Genomic DNA, 6,102 nt, shown 5'->3' with positions numbered 1-6,102 from the left:
AGGCTCGAGCGGCCCACCAGCCCGCTGACGACGTTGCCGGTGTTGATCCCGACCCGAAGGCCCAACTCGTGACCGGTCTGGCTGTTGAACCGGTCGATGATGCGACGCATTTCGACGGCGAAGTCGACGGTTCGGTGGATGCTGTCCAGTCGCGGGGTGATCACCCCGCAGGTCGCGAGGTAGCCGTTGTGGAACGTGCGAATCCGTTCGACGCCAAGGGTTTCGGCCGCCGAATCGAACTGCCGGAACAGGTCGTCGACGATCCCCACCAGTTCGTCGCCCGTGAGGTCGTTGGACAGCTCGTCGAGCCCGACGATGTCGGCGAAGATGATCGCGACGTCCTGGTGCTTCTGCGCGATGGTCGCCTCGCCCTCGCGGTAGCGCTGGACGATCGACTCGGGCATCAGCGCCAGCAGCAGTCGGTTGTTTTCGTTGCGCTGCTCGTTGAGCAGTTCCTCTTTGATCGCGAGATTGCGGCTCATTTCATTGAAAGCCGCCGTCAGATCGCCGATTTCGTCGCGTGATATCACCGGAATGTTGATGTCGTAGTCGCCGGAGCTGATCTTGCGCGTGCCCTCCTCGAGGCGCCGAACCGGCCGCATCGCCGCCTGAGCGATGAGCATCGAGGCCACACAGATCCCGAACACCAGCGCGGTCACCGCGATCACCAGCGTCTTGCTGAACTTGCCCAGCCGCGCAAACGCGTCCGAGTCGTCGCGCGTCGCCAGAACGGCCCAGTGCAGGTCGGAGTTGGGAACGTTCAGTGGCGCATAGGCTTCCAATTCTTTGTTGCCCATGTAGTCGGTGGCGCTCATGACTCCGGCCTCCCCGCGCTGGGCGGCCTTGAGACCCGCGGTCGCAACCGGCTGCACCAGCGTGGTGCCACCCAGCCGGATCGCCCTTTCCACCACGTCGGGCGGGGTGCCGGCGGCGATGGCGTCGCGACGGTACTGCTCGGGGTCTTCCAGGAATTCCCGTGAGTCGGAACGCATCAGGCCGTCGGAACCCGCCAGATACGTCTCGGTAGACGGACCCATGCCGGCCGCCTCCCAGTGCTTGTTGGCGGTCATGATGTTGTTGATCTTCGCGATCGGCAGCGGAAAGGCCATGACACCGCTCATTTTCCCGTTCATGCCGACGGGCGAGACCACCCATGCGGTGGGCGCGTCGAGCGCCGGCTGATAAGGCTGGAAGTCGGTGATCCACACGAAATCCACGTCGTTGGAGCGCAGCGCCTTTTGGTATGCGTCCCGCAAATTCGATTCGCGATAAGGCCCGTTGAGGATATTGGTCCCCAGGTCGGGCCCCTTCCTGACGGAGTAGACGACATTGCCCTGCATGTCGATCAGCAGGGCGTCCCGATAATCGAAGCGGGTGACGATGCCGCGAATATAGAAATCGAAGCGGGCGTTGGCCGCCGACCATGCGCTGCCGTCGCCGGCGTCCTCGACCGGCAGCGAGTCGGCGGTCGGCCTCGGCGGCGCGGTGTAGTACGCCTGAATGTATCTCTGCGCCGGGGAACTCGGCAGGACGGCGTTGATATCGATGACGTCGCCGGTCGCCTTCTTGATCGGCGCGATCATCTGGTTCTCGTAATAATTGACCAGCGCCTGCTGCTGGGCGGGATTGATCGTCGCGTTGGCCAATTGGTCAAAGCCCGCGGTGAGCGATGTCGTGGCCTCGTTGATGCCGAATCCGCCGCTGTAGATGATCAGGGAATTCGTCACCTCCCGGAACAGCGCCTGGATCTGCCGCTTCTGCGTCTCGCGCAACTCGATCAGCCGCTCGGACTCGACTTGCCGGAGTGCGTTGCGGCCGGAGATGGCCCCGATGAGCCCGATCACGCCCACGCCGAGGATGCCCGACAGCAGCATTGCCACCAGGATCTTGGACTGGATGCCGAAGTGAAAACGGTGCGAGATCAGGGGCCGGCGCGTTTTCTTGCGCGCCGTTTCGGCCGGGCCGGATTCGGGGGCGGTTTCCGGGGCGTTTTCAGACGTATTTGTCGTGCCCGTTGTGGCGGCCGCGTCGTCCGCTTTGAGCTGCGTCGATGTCAAACGCCTTTTCCCTCCCTTGACGGGATGCAGCACCGATCACGCAGCAGACTAACGCGCGGACATCACGATATTGGCGATTGCCGCAAAAGGATCGGCGTCAATGCGCCGAGCATGGCCGTCGCCCGCGCGGCAATCCGGCCCGGCTAACCTCGCCGTCATGGCACGGGTCTGCGTGGTCGGCAGCGTGAACATGGACCTGACGTTTGGCGTCGATGCCCTCCCGCGCCCGGGTGAGACGGTGCTGGGGTCGTCGTTGTGCTCCGCTCCCGGAGGCAAGGGCGGCAACCAGGCCGTGGCCGCGGCGCGCGCCGGCGCGCGCGTGCAGTTCGTCGGTGCCCTCGGCGACGACGCGGCCGCCGCACGCTTGCGGGCCCACCTGAAGGCCAACGGCGTCGGGCTCGATGGGACCGTCACCGTGCCCGGGCCAAGCGGTACGGCGGTCATCGTGGTCGATGCCGACGCCGAGAACACCATCGTGGTGGCGCCGGGCGCCAACGGCCGGCTGACGCTGGCCGCCGGGGCGCGCGAGGTGGTCGCCGACTGCGATGTGCTGTTGACTCAGTTGGAAATTCCGGTGCCGACGGCGGTGGCGGCGGCGCACGAGGCCCGCTCGGCGGGGGCGGCGGTCATTGTCAACGCCTCGCCCGCGGGCCGGGGCCACCGCCGCTTGGCCGAACTGGCCGCCGCTGCGGACGTGGTGATCGCCAACGAAGCCGAGGCCGAACAATGGCCCTGGCGGCCAACCCATTTGGTGGTCACCCTCGGTGCGCGCGGCGCCCGCTACACCGGCGCCGACGGCGAGTTCGCCGTGCCCGCGCCGGCGGTCAAGGCGGTGGACACCACCGGCGCCGGCGACGTGTTCGCAGGCGTGCTGGCCGCGAACTGGCCGCGCGGCCCGGGCGCAAACCCGGCTGCACGGGCCGAGCGACTGGCCGCGCTGCGGCGCGCCTGCGCCGCGGGCGCGCTGGCCACTCGGGTGCCCGGCGCCGGTGACTGCGCGCCGGGGGCCGAGGCGATCGACGCGGCCCTGCGGGAAGCCTTTCGGTGACCGAAGCCGGTGCGCTAGCCTCGCTGGCGATGACTGCGGTCATGGGAGTCTGCATGCCAGCGACAGCCGCCGCCGACATGGCCCTGGTGCTCTTCACGATATTCGGAGTGTTCGGATTCGGCTGGCGCAGTTGGTTGCAGTATCGGCGCACCGGCTCCACCGGCTTTCGCGGCATCAAGGCCGGTGGCTTGGTGGAACGCGTCGCCGGTATCGGCTTCGTCGTCGCGCTGGCGCTGGCGGTGGCCGCGCCAATTCTGCAGGAGGCCAAGGTGGTTGGCCCCCTGCGCGTGTTCGACGAAGTCTGCATCCAGACCGCCGGCATCGTGGTGGCGACGGCCGGCATCGCGGCGACGGTGTACGCGCAACTCGAGATGGGCGATTCCTGGCGGATCGGGGTGGACACCAAAGAGACCACCACGCTGGTGCACACCGGCGTGTTCGGCCGGATACGCAACCCCATCTATGCCGCCATGTCCGTTTTCGGGATCGGCATTGCCCTGGTGACGCCGAACGTCGTCGCCTTCGCCGGCCTTATCCTGCTCGTCGCCACGATCGAGCTGCAGGTCCGTCGCGTCGAGGAGCCCTACCTCTTGCGGACGCACGGCGATGCCTACCGCGCGTACGTCGCCGGCGTCGGTCGATTCGTCCCGGGAGTCGGACTCATCCGCTAGACGGTATGGCCACGTCGTGGGCGATGGTCAGACCATCGGCCATTTCCAGTTCGTCCGCCGTCTGCGTGAGCAGGACGCGGCTGCGGTTCGGTGATAGCAGGACCGACAGGTAGTGATGCGGCACCTCGGCCACGAATGCCAGGCGGTTGACACGCAGCAGCGCAGCGCCGATCGGCGTGTCGAGCAGATGGGCGTTGCGCGGACCCGCGATCTCGGCGGTGATTTCGTGCCGGATGCGATCCACCACGAGGCCGGCGTCCGCCAGCAGCTCGTAGAGCGGCGCCTGTCGCAGCGCGGACTCGGTCAGCGCGCCGGCCAATTCGGGCGGTAGCCAGGCGGTGCTGAGCATCAATGGCTCGCCGGTCCTGCGCTGCCGGCGCACCCGCACGATGTGCAGCAGGTCGCCGGACGTTTCGAGCGCCTCGGCGACGGCTTGCGGGGGGCGTCGCGAGCCGAGCTCGACCACCTCGACCTCGGTCTCGAATTGCGTCTGGCGCAGGCCTTCCATGTATGAGCCACCCAGCGCCGGATCCGATGGACTGTGTTCGCGCACGAAGGAGCCGACGCCGTGCCTGCGCTCGATGTATCCCTGATCGGCCAGGTCCGCCAGCGCCCGGCGGACCGTGATGCGCGAAACCCCGAACTGATCGCACAGTGTCTGCTCGGTGGGCAACGCTTCGCCGGGGGCGATGACGCCACGGTCGATCTCGTCGTGCAGCACCAGGAACAACTGCCGATGCAATGGCACCCCGGCAGCGGCGGACACCGGACCCGCCTTGCCGCCGCTGCCGTGCACGGTCGTCAATGGTTCCACACCGCTCCCTTGCGCTCGGCCGATCAGTTGTTATATGTATATAACAACTACCCCGCGCGCAAGGAAGGCCCGATGACCGCCGTGCAACAGCAGCCCGCCACCGATCCGGCGGGGCCGACCGGCCGGCTGGCCACCTGGGTCGCCGGCCTGCGGCTCGACGATGTCCCCCGGGCCGTCGTCGAGCGCGCCAAACACCTGCTGCTCGACGGCCTGGGCTGCGCCCTGGTCGGGGCGCAATTGCCGTGGTCACGCGTCGCAACCGAGGCCGTGCTCGGCTTGGAAGGACGGGGCGACACCGTGATCATCGGCACCGGGCGCACCGCCGGCGCACCCGCGGCCGCCCTGCTCAACGGCACCTTCATCCAGGGCTTCGAGCTCGACGACTTCCATCCCGTCGCCCCGCTGCACAGCTGCTCGCTGCTCATCCCGGCACTGCTGTCGACGGCAGCGACGCGGTCGATGCCGACCGGGCCGGTCAAGGGTGCCGACCTCTTGCTAGCGGCGGTGGCCGGCTTCGAAGTCGGGCCCCGCGTCGGCTACACGCTGCACGGCACCCAGATGCTCGACCGTGGCTGGCACTCCGGCTCGGTCTTCGGCACCCACTCGGCGGCAATGGCGTCCGGCAAGCTGCGCGGACTGTCGCCGGCGCAACTCGAGGACGCCCTCGGCTTGGCCGGCACCCAGTCGGCGGGCCTGATGGCCGCGCAATACGAGGCCATGAGCAAGCGCATGCACCACGGCCTGGCGGCGCGCAGCGGCTTCTTCGCCGCGGGGCTGGCGGCGGCGGGCTATACCGGCATCAAGCGGGTGTTCGAGCGTGAATACGGAGGATTTCTCAGCGTTTTCGGGGAGGGCCACGACCCCGACGCCTCGCTGCTGACCGGGCAGCTCGGACAGCGTTGGGAGACCACCATCATCATGGTCAAGTCCTATGCCGCGATGGGCGGCCTGCACGGGGCGATCGACGCCGCCAGATCACTGTGGAGTTCCGTTGCACCCCAAGATATCTCGAAGGTGGACATCACCGTCGGCGAGACCATCTACAAGCATGGATGGTGGCGGCCGCAGCGGCCACTCACCCCGATCGGCGCCCAGATGAACATCGCGTACGCGACGGCCGCGGCGCTGCTCGACGGAAACGTGCTGCCCGAGCAGTTCACTCCCGGCCGTCTGGATTCCGACGACATCTGGTCACTGATCGCGGCAACGACCGTGCACCTCGACGAATCGCTGGCCGACGCCGATATCAGCGAGAAGTTCCGCACGGACGTCGCGGTCACCACACGCGACGGCGCCGTGCACCGTGTCCGCGTGGACCTGCCGCACGGCGCGCCCACCGATCCGGTCACCAACGACGAACTCGTCGCCAAGTTCCATGCCCTGGCCGACCGCGTCACCAGCCGCGGGCGCGCCGAAGCGATCGAGCGGGCAGTGGTGCGGCTCGACGAGCTGGACGACATCGACAACCTCATAGACCTGCTCGCGGCCCCTGTGGCGGGGGCGCTCGACTGA

The 6,102-nt window shown here is 67.9% G+C and carries 5 protein-coding genes; 3 read left to right on the top strand and 2 right to left on the bottom strand.

Translation table 11 applies throughout. The features are described from left to right. Nucleotides 1–2,057, bottom strand: a 2,057-nt coding sequence (locus VMD50_RS21635; protein ID WP_414686136.1) for an adenylate/guanylate cyclase domain-containing protein, incomplete at its 3' end; no start/stop codon positions are given. A 100-nt stretch (nucleotides 2,058–2,157) separates the two neighbouring features. Between VMD50_RS21635 and VMD50_RS21630 the strand changes: the two genes are divergently transcribed. Both VMD50_RS21630 and VMD50_RS21625 read left to right on the top strand, forming a co-directional pair. Next, complete coding sequence (locus VMD50_RS21630) at nucleotides 2,158–3,105, top strand: PfkB family carbohydrate kinase (RefSeq protein WP_325430545.1); 948 nt, start codon at nucleotides 2,158–2,160, stop codon at nucleotides 3,103–3,105. A gap of 53 nt (nucleotides 3,106–3,158) precedes the next feature. Further along, nucleotides 3,159–3,776, top strand: a complete 618-nt coding sequence (locus tag VMD50_RS21625; RefSeq protein WP_325430543.1) for a methyltransferase family protein — start codon at nucleotides 3,159–3,161, stop codon at nucleotides 3,774–3,776. Here VMD50_RS21625 and VMD50_RS21620 read toward each other — a convergent pair. Further along, on the bottom strand, nucleotides 3,766–4,581 hold the full coding sequence (locus VMD50_RS21620) for a GntR family transcriptional regulator (RefSeq protein ID WP_325430555.1): 816 nt from the start codon (nucleotides 4,579–4,581) through the stop codon (nucleotides 3,766–3,768). The two genes, VMD50_RS21625 and VMD50_RS21620, sit on opposite strands and share 11 nt — an antisense overlap. Nucleotides 4,582–4,662: 81 nt before the next feature. Between VMD50_RS21620 and VMD50_RS21615 the strand changes: the two genes are divergently transcribed. After that, complete coding sequence (locus VMD50_RS21615; RefSeq protein WP_325430541.1) at nucleotides 4,663–6,102, top strand: MmgE/PrpD family protein; 1,440 nt, start codon at nucleotides 4,663–4,665, stop codon at nucleotides 6,100–6,102.

Source organism: Mycobacterium sp., from assembly GCF_035506235.1.
Taxonomy (GTDB): Bacteria; Actinomycetota; Actinomycetes; order Mycobacteriales; family Mycobacteriaceae; genus Mycobacterium.
This window is presented reverse-complemented; position numbering and strand designations above follow the sequence as displayed.

What these genes read in the sequence shown, in the direction of transcription:
- VMD50_RS21625 (WP_325430543.1), top strand. Translation starts at nt 3,159, where the DNA reads ATGCCAGCGACAGCCGCCGCCGACATGGCCCTGGTGCTCTTCACGATA.
- VMD50_RS21630 (WP_325430545.1), top strand. Translation starts at nt 2,158, where the DNA reads ATGCGCCGAGCATGGCCGTCGCCCGCGCGGCAATCCGGCCCGGCTAAC.
- VMD50_RS21615 (WP_325430541.1), top strand. Translation starts at nt 4,663, where the DNA reads ATGACCGCCGTGCAACAGCAGCCCGCCACCGATCCGGCGGGGCCGACC.